18 protein-coding genes and 1 tRNA gene are annotated in these 19271 nt (G+C 60.8%); 10 read left to right on the plus strand and 9 right to left on the minus strand.

What is annotated here, in order from left to right; all coding sequences use genetic code 11:
• Positions 1–223: 223 nt before the first annotated feature.
• Positions 224–1012: a sulfite exporter TauE/SafE family protein gene (locus J2X71_RS30040; RefSeq protein WP_310388054.1), complete on the plus strand. Its 789-nt coding sequence runs from the start codon at positions 224–226 to the stop codon at positions 1010–1012.
• Here the strand turns inward: J2X71_RS30040 and J2X71_RS30045 are convergent, their stop codons facing one another.
• From J2X71_RS30045 to J2X71_RS30060, 4 genes are all read right to left on the minus strand, one after another.
• On the minus strand, positions 1013–2038 hold the full coding sequence (locus tag J2X71_RS30045; protein WP_310388056.1) for a DNA polymerase III subunit delta': 1026 nt from the start codon (positions 2036–2038) through the stop codon (positions 1013–1015).
• Positions 2031–2708 carry a dTMP kinase gene (gene tmk, locus J2X71_RS30050; RefSeq protein WP_310388057.1) on the minus strand — a complete coding sequence of 226 codons (678 nt, stop codon included), beginning with the start codon at positions 2706–2708 and terminating at the stop codon, positions 2031–2033. The genes J2X71_RS30045 and tmk overlap by 8 nt, the downstream gene beginning before the upstream one ends.
• Positions 2709–2843: 135 nt before the next feature.
• Positions 2844–4037 (minus strand): D-alanyl-D-alanine carboxypeptidase family protein, encoded by a 1194-nt coding sequence (locus J2X71_RS30055; RefSeq protein WP_310388059.1) that lies wholly within the window; start codon positions 4035–4037, stop codon positions 2844–2846.
• 83 nt (positions 4038–4120) lie between these two features.
• Positions 4121–5248, minus strand: a complete 1128-nt coding sequence (locus tag J2X71_RS30060) for a septal ring lytic transglycosylase RlpA family protein (RefSeq protein ID WP_310388061.1) — start codon at positions 5246–5248, stop codon at positions 4121–4123.
• Positions 5249–5701: 453 nt separating this feature from the next.
• Between J2X71_RS30060 and J2X71_RS30065 the strand changes: the two genes are divergently transcribed.
• From J2X71_RS30065 to J2X71_RS30075, 3 genes are all read left to right on the plus strand, one after another.
• Positions 5702–5791, plus strand: a tRNA-Ser gene (locus tag J2X71_RS30065).
• A 221-nt stretch (positions 5792–6012) separates the two neighbouring features.
• On the plus strand, positions 6013–7122 hold the full coding sequence (locus J2X71_RS30070; RefSeq protein WP_310388063.1) for an NAD(P)/FAD-dependent oxidoreductase: 1110 nt from the start codon (positions 6013–6015) through the stop codon (positions 7120–7122).
• Positions 7123–7616: 494 nt separating this feature from the next.
• Positions 7617–7871 carry a GlsB/YeaQ/YmgE family stress response membrane protein gene (locus tag J2X71_RS30075; protein ID WP_310388065.1) on the plus strand — a complete coding sequence of 85 codons (255 nt, stop codon included), beginning with the start codon at positions 7617–7619 and terminating at the stop codon, positions 7869–7871.
• Between the two features lie 65 nt (positions 7872–7936).
• Here J2X71_RS30075 and J2X71_RS30080 read toward each other — a convergent pair whose 3' ends face one another.
• A complete protein-coding gene (locus J2X71_RS30080; protein ID WP_310388313.1) occupies positions 7937–8218 on the minus strand; it encodes a hypothetical protein in 282 nt (93 codons plus the stop codon).
• 217 nt (positions 8219–8435) lie between these two features.
• On the opposite strand from J2X71_RS30080, the gene J2X71_RS30085 reads away from it, so the two are divergent.
• From J2X71_RS30085 to glp, 5 genes are read left to right on the plus strand one after another with little or no spacing between them, the layout of a single operon-like run.
• Complete coding sequence (locus J2X71_RS30085; protein WP_310388067.1) at positions 8436–10328, plus strand: SurA N-terminal domain-containing protein; 1893 nt, start codon at positions 8436–8438, stop codon at positions 10326–10328.
• Between the two features lie 13 nt (positions 10329–10341).
• Complete coding sequence (gene trpD, locus J2X71_RS30090) at positions 10342–11358, plus strand: anthranilate phosphoribosyltransferase (RefSeq protein WP_310388069.1); 1017 nt, start codon at positions 10342–10344, stop codon at positions 11356–11358.
• Between the two features lie 9 nt (positions 11359–11367).
• Positions 11368–12180: an indole-3-glycerol phosphate synthase TrpC gene (trpC, locus tag J2X71_RS30095; protein WP_310388071.1), complete on the plus strand. Its 813-nt coding sequence runs from the start codon at positions 11368–11370 to the stop codon at positions 12178–12180.
• Between the two features lies 1 nt (position 12181).
• Positions 12182–12679, plus strand: coding sequence for a cyclic pyranopterin monophosphate synthase MoaC (gene moaC, locus J2X71_RS30100; RefSeq protein WP_310388073.1), 498 nt, complete (start codon positions 12182–12184; stop codon positions 12677–12679).
• Positions 12676–13899: a gephyrin-like molybdotransferase Glp gene (gene glp, locus J2X71_RS30105; protein WP_310388075.1), complete on the plus strand. Its 1224-nt coding sequence runs from the start codon at positions 12676–12678 to the stop codon at positions 13897–13899. The genes moaC and glp overlap by 4 nt, the downstream gene beginning before the upstream one ends.
• Here the strand turns inward: glp and J2X71_RS30110 are convergent.
• The 3 genes from J2X71_RS30110 to J2X71_RS30120 all read right to left on the minus strand — a co-directional run bounded on the left by J2X71_RS30110 (position 13868) and on the right by J2X71_RS30120 (position 16319).
• Positions 13868–15109 carry a multidrug effflux MFS transporter gene (locus J2X71_RS30110; RefSeq protein ID WP_310388077.1) on the minus strand — a complete coding sequence of 414 codons (1242 nt, stop codon included), beginning with the start codon at positions 15107–15109 and terminating at the stop codon, positions 13868–13870. The two genes, glp and J2X71_RS30110, sit on opposite strands and share 32 nt — an antisense overlap.
• Positions 15106–15558 (minus strand): MarR family transcriptional regulator, encoded by a 453-nt coding sequence (locus J2X71_RS30115; protein ID WP_310388079.1) that lies wholly within the window; start codon positions 15556–15558, stop codon positions 15106–15108. The genes J2X71_RS30110 and J2X71_RS30115 overlap by 4 nt, the downstream gene beginning before the upstream one ends.
• A 98-nt stretch (positions 15559–15656) precedes the next feature.
• A complete protein-coding gene (locus J2X71_RS30120) occupies positions 15657–16319 on the minus strand; it encodes a 50S ribosomal protein L11 methyltransferase (RefSeq protein WP_310388081.1) in 663 nt (220 codons plus the stop codon).
• Between the two features lie 165 nt (positions 16320–16484).
• On the opposite strand from J2X71_RS30120, the gene J2X71_RS30125 reads away from it, so the two are divergent.
• On the plus strand, positions 16485–17267 hold the full coding sequence (locus J2X71_RS30125) for an alpha/beta fold hydrolase (RefSeq protein WP_113323459.1): 783 nt from the start codon (positions 16485–16487) through the stop codon (positions 17265–17267).
• A gap of 53 nt (positions 17268–17320) precedes the next feature.
• On the opposite strand, the gene J2X71_RS30130 is transcribed toward J2X71_RS30125, so the two are convergent.
• The gene (locus J2X71_RS30130) at positions 17321–19258 is read right to left on the minus strand and encodes a DEAD/DEAH box helicase (protein WP_310388084.1); all 1938 of its coding nucleotides are present in this window, start codon (positions 19256–19258) and stop codon (positions 17321–17323) included.
• Between the last annotated feature and the right edge of the window lie 13 nt (positions 19259–19271).

Here is a 19271-nt window from a genome sequence, read left to right on the forward strand (position 1 = left end):
CCGGCTTACTCTATAAAAATCGTCAGCCGCTATTAGCGCATGTCTCGCACAAGCGAAACATCAAGTTTGGCAGCCACCGACGATTTCCGGGCCGCGTATTGGTGACCTTGACTCGTGTTCTGGCGCAATCTACCCCTTCTGTCGCAAGAGGGCGGGACGGAAGCAAAGTGCCATTTTTCATCGATCGGAATAGTGATGGCCGCGCGCCCTCGGAGGCGCGTATTTGACGTTCGAGCCTCTCTATTCCCTGTCTGGTCTTGTCGTAGGAGCGCTGGTCGGCATCACCGGCGTTGGCGGTGGTTCGCTGATGACGCCCCTGCTCGTGCTCCTCTTCGGCGTCCATCCGGCGACGGCCGTCGGAACCGATCTTCTCTATGCTGCCATTACAAAGACGGCGGGCACTGCCGTTCACGGCATGCATGGGCGCGTCAACTGGAAGATCGTCGGCAGTCTCGCGGCTGGCAGCGTTCCGGCCGCCCTCCTGATGCTCTGGCTGATGGCCGGCGTAGACCGCAAGAGCATCGGCGTGACCAATACCATCACCACGGCGCTCGGCTGGCTTCTGGTCATGACCGCGATCATGCTTGTTTTCCGCAGCCAGATCCTCGAATTCGCCCGCCGCGCCATCGGTGATCGCATGCCGCCGCAGCCTGCGACCATCGCGGTCTTCACGGTCGTTCTCGGTTTTGTGCTCGGCGTGCTCGTCACGCTGACATCGGTCGGTGCCGGCGCCCTGGGCGTCACGATCCTGCTCGTTCTCTATCCGCGGCTCGATGTGCGTGAGATCGTCGGCTCCGACATCGTTCACGCGGTACCCCTGACGCTGATCGGCGGCACGGGATACTGGATCATCGGAGAGATCGACTGGTCGATGCTGCTTGCTCTGCTTGTCGGCTCCATTCCCGGCATCGTCGTCGGCAGCCTTCTTGCGCCGAAACTGCACGAGCGCACCATCCGCATCGTGCTGGCCGTCACGCTTGCCGTCGTTGCCTCGAAACTGCTTGCCGGCTGATCAGGCGTTCGGCTGCTTGATATCGGAAAGCACTTCCATGATCGTCTGCTTGCGGTCGAGATTATAGGCGTCGGAGACGGTCAGTTTCTCGGTGATCGCGGAATAGAGCCGCGCCAAGCGCTCGGCCGCCGCAATCTGCCCCTCGCCTGCCGCGAGGCGCGCACGGTTCATCACGTCATCACCCACATGACTGACGAAGAAATCAAAGATCGTATCAGCCTCCTTGCCCGAGAGCGCATCGGCAAGCCGGTGCATAGCCTTGCGCGCTGCCGGTCCTTCGGAAGACAGGACCTGGTTATAGGCTTCGATAATATCCCCACCACCATAATTCAGCAGTTTCAGCGCCTCGCCGACGCTGCCTTTGGCGGCGGAAAGCAGGGCCTGTCCCTCACCCTGAACGCCGAGATGGGCAAGTGCGGAAACCAGCGCGTGGTCGCCAAGTGGCGCAAGCTTCAACGGCAGGCAGCGCGAACGGATTGTCGGCAGCAGCTTTCCCGGTGCATGCGACAGGACGAGGAACATCGCCCGCTTCGGCGGCTCCTCGAGGATCTTCAGGATGGCGTTTGCCGCATTGCGGTTCATGTCGTCGGCAGGATCGATGATGACGATCCGCCAGTTGCCGGTGCCCGAGGTCTGCGAGAAGAACTTGCCGGCCCTGCGTACCTCGTCGACGGTAATTGCCGATTTCACCTTGCCGGTCTTCTCATCTACGGGTCTGGCAAGATGCAGGAGATTGTGCGAGGCGCCTGAGGCGATCTGCCGGCTCACGGCAGATCCGAGATCCGGATCGGCGATGCGGTCTGGCGCGGTGGCCGGATCGGGATGCGATAGAACATGATTGGCGAAGCGGAAGGCCAATGTCGCCTTTCCGATCCCCTCTGGCCCTTCGACCAGGATCGCATGATGGCCTTTGCCGGAGCGGTAGAACTGCGTCAGGAAATCCTCAGCATCTTCATGGCCGAAGAGCTTCGTATTTTCGGCCGGCCAGATGGCGCCGTCGAGCAGTCCGGGTCTGTCCTCACTCATGATGCGCCGCTTCCGGCATCCGCGCTTCGGCTGATGGTTTCAGCAACTGCGTGACGATGGTGAGGATCTCCGCGGCAATCGCCTCTTCAGGCTGCGTCGCGTTGACGACATGGCAACGCTCCGGCTCGCGCGCGGCGATATCGAGATAGGCTTCGCGGCGTTTCTCGTGCGTTTCGAGCGTCTCCTTCTCGAAACGGTCAGGGCCGTCGGCGTTTCGCTTGATAACGCGCTCCAGGCCCAGCTTGGCCGGAATATCGAGGATCAGCGTACAATCAGGCATCACGCCGTTGATGGCGATGCGCTGCAGCGTCTCGATGAATTCTGGCTCCAGGTTGCCGGTAACTCCCTGATAGACGCGCGAGGAATCCATGAAGCGGTCGCAGAGCACGATCTTGCCCTTGTAAAGCGCCGGCCGGATGACCTCTTCCACGTGATCGTTGCGGGCGGCGGCAAAGAGGATCGCTTCCATGCGGGTGCCGAAGGCTTCCGCAGCGCCCGAAAGCAGCACATGGCGCACCGCTTCGGCGCCCGGCGAGCCCCCGGGCTCCCGGGTCAACAGCACGTCATGGCCTTCGGCTTTAAGGGCCTCGGCGAGACGGCGGATCTGCGTGGACTTCCCAGCCCCCTCTCCGCCTTCAAACGTAACGAACAATCCTGTACCGGACGACAATGATACTTTCCCGCATTCTGAGCGCCACGCTCTTCCTCTATCTATCCGAAGATAGTGCGGAACGAAACCTTTTGCCGCGGCGACATATTCACCTTCCCCGGTAAATTGCGGCAAAATCCGCGGGCAAAAAGGATCTCAGCTCTGCTCGGACCTGTCCCAGAGCCAGGAGAAGAATAGCGATTCGCCAAGCTCCAGCAGTGCGTCGACCGCCCGGCTGGTGAGCGATCCAACCTCCACCGATTGCACTGTATAGAGTGGCACTTCGCGCAACATCCTGTTGCCGGAAACGATGCGCAGCGTGCCGACCTCCGTATCGGCCTTCACCGGCGCCATCAGCGGCCAGTGGTAGACGATGCGGGCTGCGAGCCGGTCTGGATTGTTGATCGGAACATAGACGCTGACCGGCGCCTTGGCGACGAGATCGACGGTGCGCGCCGTGCCGCCATAGACGCTCGCCGCACCGATGACTTCCTCGTCTGCAAAGACCTGACGGCTTTCGAAGGCCGTCAGCCCCCATTCCAGCACGCGCTTGGCCTCTTCCGTGCGCTCCTTGTCGGAGGCGATGCCGGCAAGCGCCACGAAGAGCCGCCGTCCGTTACGCTGTACCGAGGCGACGATCGAGTAGCCCTCGCCTTCCGTAAAGCCCGTCGCTAGCCCATCAGCGCCGAGATCCATGCCGAGCAGCGGATTGCGGTTACGTTGGAAGATCTTGTTCCATTCGAAATCCGCTTGGGCAAAATAGGGATAGAGATCGGGATAGGAAGCCTGCAGATCGACGGCGAGCGTCACCAATTCCCTAGCCGTCACCTTGCTCTTGCCGTCGGGAATCCCGGTTGAATTGCCGAAGATAGCCTTTTCCATGCCAAGCTCGCGAGCGCGCCGGGTCATCGATGCCGCAAACTGGTCCTCGCTGCCGGCCATGCCCTCGGCAAGGATGATGCAGCCGTCATTAGCGCCCTGGATCGCAACGCCTTTGATCAGATCCTCGACGCGAACCTTCGATTTCAGCGCTGCAAACATCGTGGCCGCACGCGAAGGCGCGCCGCCGGTACGCCAGGCATATTCGGAGACGGGATATTCGGTATCGAGCGAAATCTGACCCTTGCTGACGGCACTGAAAACGAGATCCATCGTCATCAGCTTGGCAAGCGAGGCAGGCGCAAAGACCTGGTTCTCGTTCTTGGCGAGAAGCACAGTCCCGGTCGAGGCTTCGATCATATAGGCCTGCGCGGCCTTGGTGACGAAACCGGCCTCGGTGCCTTCTGCGGCAAAGGCTGCAGAAGCAGGCAAAAGCAGGCATGCAAGGAGGCGAAGCAGCGGCTTCAACATCGCTAATCCCATTGATCGTGCGGGTTGATTCAGGAGGGTAAAGCGAGCCGGAAGCCGATGCAATTACACTTTGTTGTAGGCTTTCATCGCGCCTTTGCGCTGCCGCCATTCTGACGCTTGAAGGAGGCGAGGATAGACTCCTGCGTCAGGCCATCATTGCGTACCATCACGGCGTCGAAAGCGAGCGGAACGTTGACTGTCCTCGCCTCCTCCTGATAGCCCATGGCAAGCGATGTGCCCTTCGACCAGCCATTCGGACGCTCAAAGGGAATGGGTCCGATTTCCGGCAGAACCACCATCTGTTCCATCGTCTGAGCGCCATTGGTGAAGGCCGGCGGCGGCGTCAGGAAATGGCCGCCTGCCGGCGCCTGCATCGACGCAGGAACTGGAGCCGCATTATACTTGGCGCTCGGCGTGGAGCCCGCATAAGCAGTCGAGCGGAATGGTACCGGCACGTTGGCCGGCGAAGGACTGGAATAATCGCCGAGGCTCTGGAGTTGGTCGCCGGTGATTTTCTTGTTGTTGGAGGCGACCATGACGCCGGAGGCGATCTGGCCCCCGCCCGGATTGATGCCCGGGATGCGGCTACCCTTCGGAATATAGGAGGCCATCAGATAGGGCATGTCATGACCGTCGAGGGGCGCCTTTCCGACATATTGCACGCGAACATTGCCCGTGCCGCTGTGCTGCAGGTCGAGCATGGAGGCGGTCTTGTTCGAAAGGTCGATGATGCGACCTTCGTGATAGGGCCCACGGTCGTTGACGCGGACGATCACGGAAGAACCGGTTTCGACGTTCGTCACACGCGCATAGCTCGGCAGTGGAAAGGTCGGATGCGCGGCTGAAAGATGCATCTGGTCGTAGACTTCGCCATTCGCGGTCAAGCGGCCGTGGAAGGCAGAGCCGTACCAGGAAGCGATGCCCACTTTGTTATAGGAGTAATCCTCCCTGGGGTAATACATCTTGCCCTTCACCACATAGGGATCGCCCACGATGTAGCGGCCGCCGCCCTTGGGAATATTGTTGCCGTTGGCAACGCGCGGGCTGGCTTTGACGCCATATTCGCTTTCCGAGAAATATTCCTTGCCGTGGGATTTCTTCTTGGGAACCGCCTGCGTCGTGCCGCAGGCCGCCACTGTTGCGCACATGGCCGACAATGCCAGCCATCGTGCCGTCGTTGCGAAAGACGCCGCCCCGTAATTCAGTTTCATATGCCCCACGCCACTCAAGACCGTTTTATGGTTAAGGAACTCACTCGTGAATGAGTTGGAGTTGCCTTATTCCCTGCCTGCCTAACGAGACTTTAATCTTGTGGATATCGTGGCTAATTTGCGAACGATTTCGGGGCGATAGCGAGAATTCTAATGATTATGGTTAATATTTGGTTGATTTTAATCTGTGCGGGAATGAAATCGCGGATGTATTTCCGCATGTTGGACCGTTTCGGATCGTGACAGCAACTTTCGGCGGACACGACCGCCCTGTCCCGCGTCAGAACATATTGAAGCAGTTTATCTGCTCAATTGCCGCCCGATCTGTCAGAGCACGTTGACGCTGAAATCCGAACCGCTATAAAGCCAGCCAAACCACGATTTGGCCGTCGTTGGAAGGAGGCTTCGTCAAAACGAAGGCCTGACAACAAAGACGCGCCGGATCAACTGGATGGAAGAGTGTCCGAGTGGTTTAAGGAACCGGTCTTGAAAACCGGCGTGCGGGAAACCGTACCGTGGGTTCGAATCCCACCTCTTCCGCCATAAATCGTTGAAATTATCAGTTATTTATCCTTCTGAAGCCGAATTTTCGCGTCGCTCGCGCCGACGAAGATGATCCAGGCTAAATGCATCGAATCGTATTTCATCATCCTCTTGATTTGGGATAGGTTCGCCCGAACGATACCTAAAAGCTGGATTGCGTTGTCTGAGCTCTCCAAAACGGCGAGTTCAATGGCGCAGTTGGAGGATGAGAGGGGAATTGCATGGCGGAGATGCTGGACCTCGACTGCGTCGTCGTGGGCGGAGGGGTCGTGGGGCTTGCAATAGCGCGCGAACTTGCAATGTCCGGCCGCGACGTGGTTCTTCTCGAGGCGGAGCCGATAACCGGCAGCATCACATCGGCCCGCAACAGTGAAGTCATCCATGCCGGGCTCTACTATGCCACCGGCAGCTTGAAGGCTGAACTCTGCGTTTCCGGAAAACACAGGCTTTACGACTATTGCCGGGAGCGAAATATCCCCCATAGAGCCTGTGGCAAACTCGTCGTCGCTGCGAGTGAGGAGGAAGTCGGATATCTTGAAAAGCTATCCAGGCAGGCCGCCGCCAATGGCGTGGAGGATTGCTATCTGATCGATGCTGCGGAACTCGCCCGCAGGCAACCACAGATCAGAGGCTTTGCGGCGCTTGTTTCTCCCTCGACCGGCATCATCGACAGTCACGGCCTTATGCAGGCATACACTGCGGATATCGAGGCCAATGGCGGAGCCGTTATCTGCAATTCTCCCGTAATCAAAGGTGAATTCACCGCGGACAAGGTTCGCCTCGCAGTCGGCGGCCGTGATCCGGTAGAGATCGAGACATGCCTTGTGGTCAATGCCGCTGGCCTGAATTCCTGGGCCTTGTCAGAAAGCCTGTCCGGGCTGGACGCCAGCACCATCCCGCCGCGTCACTACGCCAAGGGATGTTATTTCGCCCTGACTGGCCGCGCACCCGCAACACAGCTGATCTACCCGGTCCCCGAACCCGGCGGTCTCGGGGTGCATCTGACACTCGACCTTGCTGGCCAGGCGCGCTTCGGTCCTGATGTCGAGTGGATCGAGACGATTGACTACGACGTCGATCCCAGTCGTGCGGACAAGTTCTATTCCGCAATCCGCCGCTATTGGCCCAATCTGGTGGATGGTGCGCTACAGCCTGCCTACTCGGGCGTCCGTCCGAAGATCGCCGGCCCGGCTGCGGGCGGTGGTGACTTCGTGATTCAAGGGCCGGAGCAAACCGGTCACCCCGCCTATGTGGCGCTTTACGGAATTGAGAGCCCCGGCCTGACCGCTTCGCTCGCCATCGGGCAGAGGGTGGCGCGACTTGCCGAATAGATAGCCTTCTGTCGTCCGCCGGCTTTACGGCCAACTGGCACTTCGTCTCGGTACGCTGCGCGCTTCTTTCGGCCGAGTTCGCCATGAGGCGAGAGCCGTGGAGGTAGTATCGACCAAAGCCTCTCCTTTACTAATGCAAATTGAGAAAGCACCGGTTCCAGATGATTTAATATTAGGTGTAATGCATGTTTCGTCGTGACGATTTTACTTAAATTTCATGCTTAACTACTTATTAATAAGCAGCTTGCGCAGTTGAAGCGATGAACTATGCTTGCTCCCAACAACGGGAGGATTTGATGTTCAAGGAGAGTTTGCTGATGCCGGCCGGCTTTGCCGCATTGGCCTTTTCAGGACTGATGTTTCAGATCGCGGCTCACGCGCTCTCCACGCCGGTTACGTTGCTTCATCCCTGACATCGCTAAACTGCTGCCTCAGCGGAACTTTTTTCAATTGCGCGCGTTCCATTTCACGTTTTGTCCAGGAGGGAGATTGCCATGGAAAACGAAAGTGTAGGTTGGATTGCAGCTATCATTATCGGCGGTTTCGCCGGATGGCTGGCGGAGAAGTTCATGCACAGCAATATGGGCGTGTTCATGAACATATTGCTCGGCATCATAGGCGCGATCGTCGCCAACTGGATTCTCGGCATCCTTAACATCCAGCCACTCAGCGGCTGGCTCGGATATCTGATCACGGGCTTTGTTGGCGCATGCATCCTGATTGCGATCGGACGTCTCATCCGCCGCTGACCTGACACGGAAAAGATTGCCAAAAAAGATTAAAGGCCGGACGTCATGCGTCCGGCTTTTTTCGTCTATCGACGGCTGAGGAGACCGAAGAGATAGGCGACGCCTGCCGTAATGGCGATTGCGGTCAGCGGCTCTTCGCGCACCTTGTCTCGGACACGCTCGGTCATGACGGAGGCTTCGTCGGTCACTGCGGTCTTTGCGCCCTGCCCCAGCGCAATCACGCTCTCCGAAAGGCGGGCCAGATCATCGCGCAACGCAGCAACCTGCGCGGACAGATCTTCGGCGGCTACTTCGGCCTTGACGCGCGCAGCGGTGGATTCGGCGGAAGCGGTTTTCAATTCGGCCATGGTCTGCTCCTGTTTGATCGAATGCCGCTTCAACGAAATGAAGACTGTAAAGGTTCCGCAACCAAGCATCTTTTGTCGCTTGCGGCGAGTTGGCGAGAGCGTGTGCAAGTCCCGCAAGCTTTTCATGCGAGAAGCCTTCATTTCCTCGCAGCTTTGTTTTATGGAACGACGAATGTCTGCCCTTCTGGGCCAATGATAATGCGAGGTTTGCGTTTCCATGTTCCATCTTCTGAGAAGAGCTGCTCAGACCTGGGTTGCCAAGCTGCTCCTGCTCCTGCTCGTCGCCTCCTTCGGCATCTGGGGCGTGTCGCGTGAGCTGATAAGCGGCGGCAACAGCACGACGGTGGTCACCGTCGGCGACCAGCATGTGGACGTCAATGAATTCCGTCTCGCTTATCAGCGCCAGGTCGCCCAACTCGGCCAGCAATACGGCGTGCGCCTGACACCGGAGCAGGCCCGCGCTTTCGGCGTTGAACAGCAGGTGCTTGCCCAGCTTCTGGCTGGTGCCTCGCTGGACCAGCTTGCCGATGACATGGGCCTTGGCCTTTCCGAAGACCGCCTTGCCCAGCTGATCGGCGACGATCCAGCTTTCAAAGCAGTCAACGGCCAGTTCGACCGCTCGCTCTTCACCTCTCGTCTGCGCAATGCCGGCATCCGGGAAGACGATTATATCAAGGATCGCAGCAAGCAGGCTGTCCGCAGCCAGATCATCGAAGCTGTTGCCAACGGCTTCCAGGCGCCTGCAACGCTCGTCAACGCGCTGAAACTCTATGGCAATGAGAGCCGCAGCGTCGATTACCTGCTGCTCACCAACGCCAATATCGAGCCGATCAAGACGCCGGCCGACGATGTGCTGTCCAAGTGGTTCGAAGACGCCAAACAGCGCTACCGCGCGCCGGAATACCGCAAGATCGCCTATCTGAAGCTTCAGCCTGATGATATCGCTGATCCCACGACCGTTACCGACGACCAGATCAAGGAAGCTTTCGACAAGGCCAAGGCGGCTTACACGACGCCGGAAAGCCGCACCCTGGAACAGCTGACCTTCGCCAGCAAGGATCTCGCCAATGCAGCCGAAACCGCGCTGAAGAGCGGCACGAGCTTCGACCAGCTCGTCACCGATCAGGGCAAGACCGCAAGTGACGTGCTGCTTGGTGAATTCGCCAAGGACAAGGTTCCGGATCAGGCCGTTGCCGAGGCTGCCTTTGCGGTGAAGGCGGATGGCGGTACCACGGCTGTCGTCGACGGTACCTTCGGTCCTGTGATCCTGCGCGTGACCAATATCAAGCCGGAGACCACCAAGAGCTTCGACGAGGTGAAGGAAGAGCTTCGCAAGCAGCTTTCGGTTGCCAATGCTTCGCAGGAAGTCATCAACGTTCACGACCGTATCGAGGATATGCGCGCCGGCGGCACCTCTCTTGAAGAAATCGCCAACCAACTCAAGCTGAAGGCCGTCGTGATCGACGCCATCGACATGACGGGTGCGGACAAGGACGGCAATCCGGTCAAGGATATCCCGGCACAGCAGCAGCTTCTGCCGGAAGCTTTCAAGACCGATGTCGGCGCTGATGCGGTCGCAATTTCCCTCGGCAATGACGGCTATGTCTGGTTCGACGTGCGTGACGTCATGCCGGATCGTGATCGTCCGCTCGCCGAAGTGCGTGACAAGGCCGTTCAGGACTGGACAGCCGAGCAGCAGAAGGCCGAGCTCGCCAAGAAGGCCGACGAGCTGAAGGCTCAGGCGCAGAAGGGTACCTCGCTTGCCGATATCGCCACCCCGCTCGGCATCGCCGTCGAAAGCAAGAGCGGCGTTACCCGCTCGACCGACGATCCCGTTCTCGGCCGCGCCGGCGTCAATGCCGCATTCTCCGGTCCTGTAGATACCGTCGCAACGGCCGTCGGCGCCGATCCGAGCACGCAGATCCTGCTGAAGGTGACCGACGTCAACGAAGAGCCGACGACCGATGCCTTGAACAACCGCGACCAGCAGATCGCCACCATCGCAAATCAGGCCGGTGACGACATTCTCGATCAGATGGTCAACCTGTTGCAGAGCCAGTATGGTGCAGAGGTCAACCGGACCCTCGCCGAACAGGCAACCGTCCGCTAGGGAGAAGCGACGCATGACCGATCTGAAGCCGCTTCTGGCCAAGGCAGCAAGCCGCGAGCCACTGACCCGTGACGAGGCCCGCCAGGCCTTCGATATCCTGATGTCCGGCCAGGCAACGCCTTCGCAGATCGGCGGCTTCCTAATGGCGCTGCGCGTCCGCGGCGAGACGGTTGACGAGATCGTCGGCGCCGTCACCACGATGCGGTCCAAGATGCTGCGGGTGGAAGCGCCCGCCGACGCGATCGATATCGTCGGCACAGGCGGCGATGCCAGTGGCACCTATAACATCTCGACGCTGGCGGCGCTTATCGTCGCCGGCACGGGTGTTCCGGTTGCCAAGCATGGCAACCGCGCGCTGAGTTCGAAATCCGGCGCGGCAGACAGTCTTGCCGCCCTCGGCGTCAATCTCGAGGTCACCCCCGAAATGATCTCGCGCTGCATCGCCGAGGCCGGCGTCGGCTTCATGTTCGCGCAGCAGCATCATTCGGCCATGCGCCATGTCGGCCCGACGCGCGTCGAACTCGGCACGCGCACCATCTTCAATCTGCTCGGGCCCCTCTCCAATCCGGCCGGCGTCAAACGCCAGCTTCTCGGCGTCTTCTCGCCGCAATGGGTCGTGCCGCTTGCCGAAGTCATGCGCGATCTCGGCTCCGAAAGCGTCTGGGTTGTCCACGGCGACGGCCTCGATGAAATCACCACGACCGGCAAGACCAGCGTTGCTGCACTCGAGAACGGCCAGATCCGCACCTTTGAGCTGTCGCCGGCCGATTTCGGCGTAACGCCCTGCGTGCTCGCCGATATCAGGGGTGGCGACGGCACGGTCAATGCTGCCGCGCTTCGTGATGTGTTAGCCGGCGCAAAGAATGCCTATCGGGATATAGCGCTCGCCAATGCCGCCGCCTCCCTCGTCATTGCAGGCAAGGCCGGGACGATCCGTGACGGCATGAAGCTCGCAACGGAATCGCTGGATAGCGGGGCCACGGCCGCAGCGCTCGACAAACTGATCGCCGTATCCAACGATATCGACTAGGATTGCCTCATGACCGATATCCTGAAGAAGATCGAAGCCTATAAGCGTGAGGAAATCGCTGCCGCCAAGGCAAAGACCTCGCTTGCCGATCTGAAAGCCATACAGGCCGGGCAGTCCGCGCCGCGCGGCTTCCACAAGGCGCTCGTCGCCAAGCGCGATGCCGGCCAGTTCGGCCTGATCGCCGAAATCAAGAAGGCAAGCCCGTCCAAGGGGCTGATCCGTCCGGATTTCGATCCGCCTGCGCTCGCCAAGGCCTATGAAGCCGGTGGGGCCGCCTGCCTTTCGGTTCTCACCGATACGCCGAGCTTCCAGGGCGCGCCGGAATTTCTGACGGCCGCGCGTGCTGCCTGTGCCCTGCCCGCGCTGCGCAAGGATTTCATGTTCGAGACCTATCAGGTCCATGAAGCCCGCGCCTGGGGTGCTGATTGCATCCTGCTCATCATGGCCTCGCTGACGGATGACGACGCGCAGCGTCTGCAGGACGAGGCCTTCTCGCTCGGCATGGACGTGCTTGTCGAGGTTCATGATGCGCCGGAAATGGAACGTGCCCTGAAGCTGTCTTCGCCGCTCGTCGGCATCAACAATCGCAACCTGCGCACCTTCGAAGTCAGTCTTACGGTGAGCGAAACGTTGGCAGCCATGGTCCCGGATGACCGGCTTCTGGTCGGCGAGAGCGGCATCTTCACCCATGAGGATTGCAAGCGCCTGCAAGCCGTCGACATCAATACTTTCCTCGTCGGCGAAAGCCTGATGCGCAAGGACGACGTGACGGCCGCCACCCGCGCGCTGCTGTTTGGTGAAGCCGCCATCGCGGCCGAATGATATGAGCGGCGCAAAACCCGGCCTCACCCATATCGGCGCGTCCGGCGAGGCGCATATGGTCGATGTCTCGGACAAGGCCGAAACGGTGCGCATCGCCACCGCCGAGGGGCATGTGAAGATGGCAGCGGAAACATTGGCGCTGATCCGCGAAGGTAATGCGAAAAAGGGCGATGTGATCGGCACTGCTCGCCTTGCCGGCATCATGGCCGCCAAGCGGACAGCCGACCTCATTCCACTCTGCCATCCGCTGATGCTGACCAAGGTCACGGTCGAGATCGAGGAAGACGCCGCCCTGCCCGGCCTGCGCGTTACCGCAACCGCAAAACTCACTGGCAAGACCGGTGTGGAGATGGAGGCGCTGACCGCCGTCTCGGTCGCGTGTCTTACCGTCTACGACATGGCCAAGGCCGCAGACAAGGCAATGGAAATCGGTGGCATCAGGCTGCTGGAAAAATCGGGTGGCAAATCCGGCGATTTCCGCCATCCGGAGGCAAGATGAATCTTCTGCCGGTCGCCGAGGCCCTGAGCCGCCTGCTCTCCAGCGCTACGCCCGTCACGGCATCCGAAACGCTGCCGCTTGCCGAGGCCGAAGGCCGCGTCCTTGCCGTTGATCTGACGGCTGGCCTGACGCAACCGCCCTTCAATTCCTCCGCCATGGATGGCTATGCGCTGCGCCGCGAGGACGCGCCAGAGCCCGGCGCGGTGCTGAAGGTCATCGGTACATCGTCTGCCGGACATGGCTTCGAGGGAAGTGTCGGTCAGGGGGAGGCCGTTCGCATCTTCACCGGCGCGCCTGTTCCTTCGGGTGCCGATAGTGTCCTGCTGCAGGAGGATGCGGAAAAGATCGAAGGCGGGATCAGAACGAATTTTCCCGTACGGCAGAACCAGCATGTTCGCCCCCGCGGCCAGGATTTCGTCGAGGGTGAGGCCGTGCTCTCCGCCGGTACGGTGCTCGATTTCTCGCGGCTGACGGTAGCCGCCGGCATGAACCGGCCTGATGTCGAGGTGTTGCGTCGCCCGCTGATGGCGATCCTCGCGACCGGCGACGAACTGCTGCCGCCCGGAAGCACGCCGGGCCCGTCGCAGATCATCGCATCCAATACCTTTGGCATCACAGCTCTTGCCCGCAGGGCCGGCGCCGACGTGCTCGACCTCGGCATCGTGCCTGACGACAAGGCTCAGATCACCGCGGCGATCGACAAGGCACGCAACGCCAAGGTCGACGTGATCGTGACACTCGGCGGGGCTTCCGTAGGCGACCACGATCTGGTGCAGGCCACGTTGATCGAAGCCGGTATGGAGCTCGATTTCTGGCGCATCGCCATGCGCCCCGGCAAGCCGCTGATGGTCGGCAGCTTCGGCAAGACGCAGGTGCTCGGCTTGCCCGGCAATCCGGTCTCGAGCCTCGTTTGCTCGCTGCTTTTCCTTGAGCCGCTGATCCGCAAGCTCGCCTCGCTGCCGGCTGTCCAACGGGAGATAACGGTGGAAGCCGCCGCGACGCTGCGCGCCAATGATCATCGCCAGGATTATGTGCGCGCGAAGCTTTCGAAATCGGCCGCCGGCGGATGGCAGGTCGAACCCTTCGACAAGCAGGATTCGTCGATGATGAAGGCTTTCGCCCATTCGGACTGCCTGATCATCCGCCCGCCGCATGCACCGGAATTGCCGGCAGGAACCACCTGCCCGGTCATGCTTCTGCGGCCAGATCTCTTCGCCTGATATTTCCTGAAGTCACCGCGATCCAGAAGCAGATCTGAGCCAGTACGCTTGCGCCTAGAATGACGGTAGCGGCCGCAAGACCGGGATCGCCGCCGATGCCGGAAAGTGCGCTGCAGACGGCTCCAACAGCCATCTGCGTGAAGCCATAAAGGCCGGAAGCCGAACCGGTGACCTTTGGATTGACGCTGACGGCGAGCGTCAGCGCGTTGGGCGAAGCTACACCCGCCCCGACCGTATAGACCATGATCGAGGCCATCATCGGCAGCAGCGTCAGATGGTGGGTAGCGGCAAGGCCGAAGAAGACGAGCGCGGCCGCGATGCTGACGAGGTTGGACATCACCATCAGCCGCTTCATCGCAAACCGGCCGATCAGCCGTGTGGCGATCATGCTGCCGATCCAGTAGCCGAAGATCAGCAGCGCAAGACAAATGCCGACTTCGGTTGCCGGACGGCCGAGCTCGTTGATGACGATGAAGGGCGCAGACGCCGTGAAAGCATACATGGAGGTCGTCGCGCAGCCGCCGCCGATGGCGTAGCCGACGAAGGAGCGCGACGCGAGCAGGCCGAGATAATCGCGGCTCAGCGATTTCACCGACGTCTCGACATTGCGCGTGCCGGTTTCCGGTACCTTGCGCCACGTCAGCAGGAGGTTGACGATGCCGAGAACGCAGAGCGCCACGAAGATCGAGCGCCAGCCAAGCGTGGCGGCAAGAGCGCCGCCGACGATCGGTGCAAGCCCCGGCCCGACCGTGACCATCAGGTTCATGATCGCAAGCCGCTTCGCCGTTTCATCGGGACTGGACATGTCGCGCACGATGGCGCGTGCAATCACGAGACCGGCGCAGCCGCCGAAAGCCTGAAAGAGCCTTGCTGCGATCAGCGTATGCACGCCGGGTGAAACCAGCGCCGCAACGCCGGCAATCGTATAGAGCACAAGCCCGCTCATCAGTACCGGCCGCCGCCCGTAACGGTCCGAAAGCGGCCCGTAGATAAGCTGGCCGACGGCAAGACCGAAGATATAGAGGCTGACGGTCAGCTGCATTTCGCCGATCGATGCACCGAGATCGGTTGCCGCCGCCGGCAAAGCGGGCACGAAAATATGCATGGCAAGCGTGCCGCTGAAGGTGATCAACCCGAGCAGCCAGATCGGTATGTGAAGCTTTGCGCCAAGCGGTCGGGCTTCGGTCATCGGGCCGGGATGCGAATTCACTGTTCAGGCTCCTCGAGCTGTCGGGCAAGCACGTCGCTGATGTGATCGAGCACGCGCCATGTGATTTCGATGTCCTCGCGCGGGAGAAGAGCAAGCGCCTCCTCGCGGATGCCTTGCGCCACGCGCTCTACCTCTTCCACGGTCTTCCTGCCCTCCTCTGTCAGCAGAATCTCCTTGGCCCGCCTGTCCTCGCCTTCCCGCCGCTCGACGAGTCCGGCTTTCTCCAGATTGTCGATCAGGCGAACGACAGATGAATTGTCGAGCGAGAGCGAGGCAGCCAGTTCTTTCTGGTGCATTGCTGCTGGTGAACGGGCGATGCGCAGCAGCGGCAGCCATGTCGCCTCCGTCAGTCCGAACGGCTGCAGGCGCAGGTTCGCGACGCGGCGCCAGTAGCGCGCGGTCTGGGAGACGAGGCTCCCGAATGAGGTTGTGATCTTGTCGTCGGTCATGGGAATATCGATGAGATAGCAATAAATGACATGTCATCTATTTTGAAGCAAGCCAAAAAGTGTCGGCACGGAGCCTGATGAGAGGCATTCGCCTCGTTTCACCTTAATCGGAAAACCGCGCTATTGGCGGTCGAGTTGCCCTTGGCTCCGCCGAAATCCGGCACGGCATAGTCCGCAATCTGTAGCAGGGAGCTCGTCGGAAGAGGTGCCCTGCCCGGATCGCCGATGAGCACATCGAGACCGGCCGTGCGGCAGCGTTCAAGGAAAGGCAGAACACGTTCCACCAAGGCCTCGTCATAGAAGATATCGCCGGCCAGGATTATTTCGGCGACAGGCGGGGCATCCTCGATGATGTCGCCGAGTCGCGTCTCGATCACGACATCATTGGCATTGGCATTCAGCTGCGCCGCAGCGATCGCTTTCGCGTCGATATCGATGGCGATCACATGGGCTGCACCGCATTTCATCGCTGCGATGGCGACGAGGCCGGAGCCGGTGCCGAGGTCGACGACACGTTTGCCGGCCACCTCTTCGGAATGGTCGAAAAGATAGCGCGCAAGCACCGCGCCGCCCGCCCAGGGATAGGCCCAGTAAGGCGGCATCAGATCGGAATCGTCAGCCATTGCAAGGTGATAGAGGCCGCTCCTCGGAGTCGCCATATGCAATCTTACGTTAGGGATGGAAGGAACACTCGCAAGCGGCAGGTTCGCTTCGATGAAGGCCGTCAGGTCGAGACGATCATCTGCTGAAGCCGGTCTCATTTAATATCGATTGCCCTCGCTGTGACAGGCTATCGGGCCCCGCTGGATGGCATAATACCTCGCTGGACCTTTGTATAGTTATGGAAGCCCACGTCTCGGGCTAACTTTTCTTCAGCGATCCCGAAGGGCATCGCCCCAGATTTCCTACAAGCCGGAGGACACGTTATGCAACCGATCACCAGACGCTCATTCTCGGCCGCGCTCGTTGCAGGGGCCGCACTCAGCATGTTTCCGGCCGCCGGCCGGGCCGCCGATATCGTCAAGGCGAAGAATGTCGTTCTCGTCCATGGCGCCTATGCCGATGCATCCTGCTGGCTGGACGTCATCCCTCATCTCCAGGCTGCCGGCCTGAATGTGATGGCCGTGCAGAACCCCCTCACCTCATTTGCCGATGACGTCGAGGCGACCAAGCGCATCCTGGCGCTGATGGACGGCCCGACCGTACTCGTCGGCCATTCCTATTCGGGCATGCTCGTCACCGAGGCCGGCGTTGATCCCAAGGTAACGGCGCTCGTTTATATCGCCGCCCGCGCCCCTGATGCCGGCGAGGATTATACCGCGCTCGCCAAGCAGTATCCGACGCCGCCTGCAAGCGCAGGCCTCGTTCACAACGGCGGTTATGCCCAGTTGAGTGAGGAAGCTTTCGTCAGGGATTTTGCCGGCGATCTGCCGGTTGCCCGCGCCAAAGCGCTTTATGCCGTGCAGGGCCGCATTTCCGATACGCTGTTCAATGCCAAGACGACCGTCGCTGCCTGGCGCTCGAAGCCATCCTGGTACGCGGTCTCGAAAAACGACCGCACCATCAATCCGGATCTCGAACGCTTCATGGCAAAGCGTATGAACGCAACGACGATCGAACTCGACGCCAGCCACGTTTCGCTGATCTCGCAGCCGCTCGCCGTCGCCAATCTCATCCTCGCAGCAGCCGGTCAAAGCGACAAGATCTGAGACCGCTGCAGCCTGCCGGCCGCATCACCTTACTGGTGCCGCCGGCGACTGCCTCAGCGGTCTTTCTTCTTGGTGAATTTGCCCTTGCCACCATCGAACTTGGGGCCATCGAATTTGGGACCGTCGAATTTTGCACCTTCGGACCTGTTCTTGCCGCCCTCGAATTTGGCGCCTTCGAATTTCGGCTTCGGGCCTTTCTTCGTCCAGGGCTTGTCGTCCTGACGCCCGGCGCCGGCGGGCCTGTCCGTCCCGAACTTGCCCTTCGGCTTGTCGCTGCGGAAACGATCTTCGCCGCGGTCTTCGAACGGCTTCTTGGCGTAGGCGGGCTTGGCCTGCTTGCTGAAATCGGGCGTACCGTTCAGCCTGACCACGCGGATGCCGCGCTCCATCGTCTTGTTCGGGCCGAGGGCGCCGAGAAAGCTCTCAGCGCTGTCAGCGGCGATTTCCACGAAGGTCTCATCCGGCTGCATCTTGATCGCGCCGATCTCCCGCTTGGTCACGTTGCCGGCGCGGCAGAGCATCGGGATCAGCCAGCGCGGCTCGGCATTCTGCTTGCGGCCGACGGAGACTGAGAACCAGACGCTGGGGCCGAAATCATCGCGGGGGCCTTTCTGCGCCGGCGCGAATTCGCGTGCCTCGCCATTGTCGCGGCGCTTGCGGGCACGATCGTCCTGCACCGAAACTTCGATCAGGTCTTCCGGCGCCGATTGGTTGGCGCGGTACAGACGCACGAAAGCGGCAGCAAGCGTCTCGGCGCCATGGCTGGCGATCAGCTTCTGCACCAGCCCCTGCTCTTCTTCCTGCGGTTTGTCGGCGAAGATCGGGTCGGCCAGCAGCCGCTCGTCATCACGCTCCGTCACTTCTTCCACCGAAGGTGGCCGTGCCCAGGTGGCGGCGATGCCGGCATTGTCGAGCAGGCGTTCGGCCTTGCGGCGAACGTTGAGCGGTACGATCAGAGCGCTGACACCTTTGCGACCCGCACGGCCCGTACGGCCGCTGCGGTGAAGCAGCGTTTCCGGATTGGTCGGCAGATCGGCATGCACAACGAGGTCGAGGCCCGGCAGGTCGATGCCGCGTGCAGCAACGTCGGTTGCGATGCAGACGCGCGCCCGTCCATCACGCATTGCCTGCAGCGCGTGGCTGCGTTCGTTCTGCGTCAGTTCGCCCGACAGCGCCACAACGTGGAAATTGCGGTTGTGGAACCGTGCCGTGAGATGATTGACGGCAGCACGCGTCGAACAGAAAACGATCGCATTGCGCGCTTCGTAGTAGCGCAGCACGTTGATGATCGCGTTTTCGCGGTCACTCGGCGAGACGGCAAGCGCGCGATACTCGATATCGATATGCTGCTTTTCTTCCGCCTGCGTGCTGATGCGCACGGCATCACGCTGATAGCTCTTCGCCAGCTTGGCGATGGCTGCGGGAACGGTGGCGGAAAACATCAGCGTACGCCGCTCGTCCGGCGCCGCGTCAAGGATGAATTCCAGATCTTCGCGGAAGCCGAGATCGAGCATCTCGTCCGCCTCGTCCAGCACTGCGGCCTTCAGTTCGCTCATATCCAGCGCATTGCGGCGGATGTGGTCGCAGAGGCGCCCCGGCGTGCCGACGACGATATGGGCGCCACGCTCCAGCGCGCGGCGCTCGCTGCGGATATCCATGCCGCCGACGCAACTGACAATCACGGCGCCAGTCATTTCATAAAGCCATTCCAGCTCGCGCTTCACCTGCAGCGCCAGTTCGCGCGTCGGCGCGATCACAAGGGCAACGGGAGCGGCGGCGGGGCCAAACCGCTCCGCGCTTCCCAGAAGCGTTGGTGAGAGTGCTAGCCCGAATGCAACGGTCTTGCCCGAGCCGGTTTGTGCGGAAACGAGTGCGTCCGACGTTGCGAGCGCCGGATCGAGCATCGCCTTCTGGACAGGTGTGAGCTCGGTATAGCCGCGCTTCTGCAACGCCTTGGCGATCGCCGGAGAGACGCCGTTATAGTCAGTCATGTGTTCGATCTTT

Origin of the sequence: Rhizobium sp. 1399, from assembly GCF_031455475.1 — a bacterium.
Lineage (GTDB): Bacteria > Pseudomonadota > Alphaproteobacteria > Rhizobiales > Rhizobiaceae > Rhizobium.

Coding starts and splice junctions, on each gene's coding strand:
- J2X71_RS30045 (WP_310388056.1), bottom strand. CDS start 2,038: ATGAGTGAGGACAGACCCGGACTGCTCGACGGCGCCATCTGGCCGGCC.
- J2X71_RS30055 (WP_310388059.1), bottom strand. CDS start 4,037: ATGTTGAAGCCGCTGCTTCGCCTCCTTGCATGCCTGCTTTTGCCTGCT.
- J2X71_RS30060 (WP_310388061.1), bottom strand. CDS start 5,248: ATGAAACTGAATTACGGGGCGGCGTCTTTCGCAACGACGGCACGATGG.
- J2X71_RS30070 (WP_310388063.1), top strand. CDS start 6,013: ATGGCGGAGATGCTGGACCTCGACTGCGTCGTCGTGGGCGGAGGGGTC.
- J2X71_RS30075 (WP_310388065.1), top strand. CDS start 7,617: ATGGAAAACGAAAGTGTAGGTTGGATTGCAGCTATCATTATCGGCGGT.
- J2X71_RS30080 (WP_310388313.1), bottom strand. CDS start 8,218: ATGGCCGAATTGAAAACCGCTTCCGCCGAATCCACCGCTGCGCGCGTC.
- J2X71_RS30085 (WP_310388067.1), top strand. CDS start 8,436: ATGTTCCATCTTCTGAGAAGAGCTGCTCAGACCTGGGTTGCCAAGCTG.
- trpD (WP_310388069.1), top strand. CDS start 10,342: ATGACCGATCTGAAGCCGCTTCTGGCCAAGGCAGCAAGCCGCGAGCCA.
- trpC (WP_310388071.1), top strand. CDS start 11,368: ATGACCGATATCCTGAAGAAGATCGAAGCCTATAAGCGTGAGGAAATC.
- moaC (WP_310388073.1), top strand. CDS start 12,182: ATGAGCGGCGCAAAACCCGGCCTCACCCATATCGGCGCGTCCGGCGAG.
- glp (WP_310388075.1), top strand. CDS start 12,676: ATGAATCTTCTGCCGGTCGCCGAGGCCCTGAGCCGCCTGCTCTCCAGC.
- J2X71_RS30115 (WP_310388079.1), bottom strand. CDS start 15,558: ATGACCGACGACAAGATCACAACCTCATTCGGGAGCCTCGTCTCCCAG.
- J2X71_RS30120 (WP_310388081.1), bottom strand. CDS start 16,319: ATGAGACCGGCTTCAGCAGATGATCGTCTCGACCTGACGGCCTTCATC.
- J2X71_RS30125 (WP_113323459.1), top strand. CDS start 16,485: ATGCAACCGATCACCAGACGCTCATTCTCGGCCGCGCTCGTTGCAGGG.
- J2X71_RS30130 (WP_310388084.1), bottom strand. CDS start 19,258: ATGACTGACTATAACGGCGTCTCTCCGGCGATCGCCAAGGCGTTGCAG.